This window comes from Profundibacterium mesophilum KAUST100406-0324 (genome assembly GCF_009835145.1).
GTDB lineage: Bacteria > Pseudomonadota > Alphaproteobacteria > Rhodobacterales > Rhodobacteraceae > Profundibacterium > Profundibacterium mesophilum.
Window position 1 is genome coordinate 1 of sequence record NZ_APKE01000053.1, and the last position, 2482, is coordinate 2482.

Here is a 2482-nt window from a genome sequence, read left to right on the forward strand (position 1 = left end):
GTCGTGTAGCTGTTGATCCCCTCGAGCCGGATGCAGCGGAAGAGTTCGTTCACCCGTGTCCGCACGGTCTGGTCGTCGACGAGGCTCACATAGGGCAGCATATGCGCAAGCCGGGTCTCGCGCGCATACCAGTCTGGCGTCATTGTGCGGGCATCGAGCGCAGCATCACGGGCGTCATCACGGGGCATAGCTGTCCCCGCCATGGATGGACCTGTTGCGCGTGGGCGGTGTCTCCTGCAGGGCCGTCATCATCACGTCGATGAAACGCGGGTCCCAATCTGCGGCCTTCCACAGCACCGGATAAAGAAGGGCGGCCACGCCCAGCACCCCGATGTGCTGGACCCAGACGAACAAGAGCACCGAACCGAAGAGCCAGACCATCGCGTACATGATGGGCAGGCCCAGAAGCTTGGGCGGGCGCACGAGGCCGAGAAAGAGAGGCGCGCGCTCAGCCACCGGCAAAGACCGCGGCAACGATGGTGGGGGCGGCCGCAACACCGGCAATGCCCACGAGGACCCAAAGCGCTTGGCGCAGGTCGATGATGTTGAAAAACCAGCTCAAGAAAACGCCGAGGACTGCGAGTGTGGCGATGACCACACCAAGGGGGCCGGTCAGCGCGTCGACAATGCCCTGCAACAAGCTCTGGATCGGGGAGAGATCGATGCTCTGTGCAAGGGCGGGCTCGGCAATGAACAGGAATAGCGCCAGCGAGGCGACAAAGAGGTTTGAAATCCAACTTGTTTGGAAAAAGCGGTATCGCCAATGCACTGCCGCGCTGCGCGCTCTCGTGACATTGCCGATAAGTGTTTTGAGGAATGATTTCCAAAAAGGTTGGGACATCATGAATTTGATCCTTCCAATCGTGCCACGACGGCCATGACGCGGGCCACGTGGTTCTGGGTTTCTCGGTAAGGGGGAATGCCACCGTGTTGGCGCACGGCGTCCGGCCCCGCGTTGTAGGCCGCCAGCGCCAGGTGCGGATCGCCGAACGTCTCCAGCATCATCGCGAGGTAGCGGGCGGAGCCGTCGAGGTTCTGCAGCGGATCACGCGGGTCGACACCCAGATCACGCGCCGTCGCTGGCATCAATTGACCAAGGCCAATGGCACCTGCACTTGAAATCGCATCCTGCCGGTAGGCGCTCTCAACCTCGATATTGGCCCGATAGAGAGCCAGCCAATCCGTCACGGAAAGCCCCGCGCGACGCAGGCCGGGATGGCTGGCATAGCGCAAGGCCGTGGTCTGAATCCCGGAGAGGACATCGGCGCGGGGCAGGGGAGTCGGGCGGGCAAGGGCCGCGACTTGGACGCCCTCTTGCTCGGCCTCTACCTCGCCGAAGATCGCGATCCCATCGGAGGCCGAACTCTGACCAATCCCTTCATTGTAGTTTCGAGCAAAGCTGCTCTGAGAGCGGGACGGGGTCAGGGAGCCGTCGCTCTCCATGACCAGGACCATTTGCGCTGAGGCAGGTGCTGCGACCAGCCAGAGACAGACGAGGTTAGCTGCCAGCGCCCTTGTCTGATGGGGCTTTGTCTGGCGGCGCAAGTTTGTGCGTACGGCTTGTCCCCGCCTCAAGCGGCAGGTCGACATGCGCAAAACCAAGGCCAATGAAGAAAGACACCACGCCAGAGATCGTCTTGAACTCGCGGATCTTGATATCGTTGTAGGTCGTCCGCGTGCGGGCGGTGACGAGGAGCTTTTCGACCCCGTCATCAGAGACAACACGCATGATCCAGACCCCGTAATAGCTAGGGCCTTTCTTGTGTGCCGACTCCTGGCACAGGATTTCTGCGCTATAGCCGCTTTCCACAAGCTCGCGGAACCTGGCTTCCGTAACCACATTTGGTGCTTCGATGTCCCAGTTCATGGCCCGGCTCACGCTTTCTCCAATGGCGCGACCCCAGGCATCCCTACTTGAAGCCCAGAGTTACGATAGTATATTATCAACCGCAAGATGTAATATCGTGCTTTGGCTGTAGTTTGGTTACGCAAACACTAGTCACGGCCAGTGTCCGCGATCAAGGAGATAACAGGTTTGAGAAACCCAAGGTTGACATGCCTGCTCCCATTGCAAGCTGTGGCCCTTCTGATCTGCGTTCCCGGGCCGGTTTTGGCGGAATCCTGCTTCGCCCCGGCCCGTCCTTTCCTGCCAAGCGATTCGCAGGCCGCGCGGGACTATGCGGATATCATCCGTGGCGACTTCGAAGATTACATTCAGGATATCCAGAGCTACTTCCGGTGCCTCGACGGTGAACGGGCCCGTGCATTCGAGGAAGCGAGGGAGGTCAGTGAGGACTACGGCCGATTTCTGCAATTGGTAGGGGATTGATGGGCAGCTTCGGGAGCATCAGACTTGCAGCCCATGGAAACCAGACGCCGATAACACCCTCAAATATCTACTTTTTAGATAACAGATTTCATCCGCTAGCGACGTCACAAAAGGTATGTGACGCGTGGCAAAAACAATCAGAAGCAAAGGGCA

At 59.5% G+C, this 2482-nt stretch carries 6 protein-coding genes; 1 reads left to right on the forward strand and 5 read right to left on the reverse strand.

The genetic code is table 11. From position 1 onward, the window contains the following. From PMES_RS16055 to PMES_RS16075, 5 genes are all read right to left on the reverse strand, one after another. Nucleotides 1–188 (reverse strand): hypothetical protein (locus PMES_RS16055; protein WP_159966737.1); only part of this gene is annotated, 188 nt, incomplete at its 3' end. Continuing rightward, on the reverse strand, nt 178–456 hold the full coding sequence (locus tag PMES_RS16060; protein ID WP_043772477.1) for a VirB3 family type IV secretion system protein: 279 nt from the start codon (nt 454–456) through the stop codon (nt 178–180). The genes PMES_RS16060 and PMES_RS16055, both read right to left, overlap by 11 nt. After that, nucleotides 449–733 carry a TrbC/VirB2 family protein gene (locus PMES_RS16065; RefSeq protein ID WP_037931816.1) on the reverse strand — a complete coding sequence of 95 codons (285 nt, stop codon included), beginning with the start codon at nt 731–733 and terminating at the stop codon, nt 449–451. The genes PMES_RS16060 and PMES_RS16065 overlap by 8 nt, the downstream gene beginning before the upstream one ends. A 107-nt stretch (nt 734–840) precedes the next feature. Next, entirely contained in the window at nt 841–1455 is a 615-nt protein-coding gene (locus tag PMES_RS16070; RefSeq protein ID WP_159966738.1) for a lytic transglycosylase domain-containing protein, read from the reverse strand. A gap of 43 nt (nt 1456–1498) precedes the next feature. Next, on the reverse strand, nt 1499–1867 hold the full coding sequence (locus PMES_RS16075) for a hypothetical protein (protein WP_009807505.1): 369 nt from the start codon (nt 1865–1867) through the stop codon (nt 1499–1501). A 201-nt stretch (nt 1868–2068) separates the two neighbouring features. Between PMES_RS16075 and PMES_RS16770 the strand changes: the two genes are divergently transcribed. Next, a complete protein-coding gene (locus tag PMES_RS16770) occupies nt 2069–2329 on the forward strand; it encodes a hypothetical protein (protein ID WP_159966739.1) in 261 nt (86 codons plus the stop codon). Nucleotides 2330–2482 lie beyond the last annotated feature (153 nt).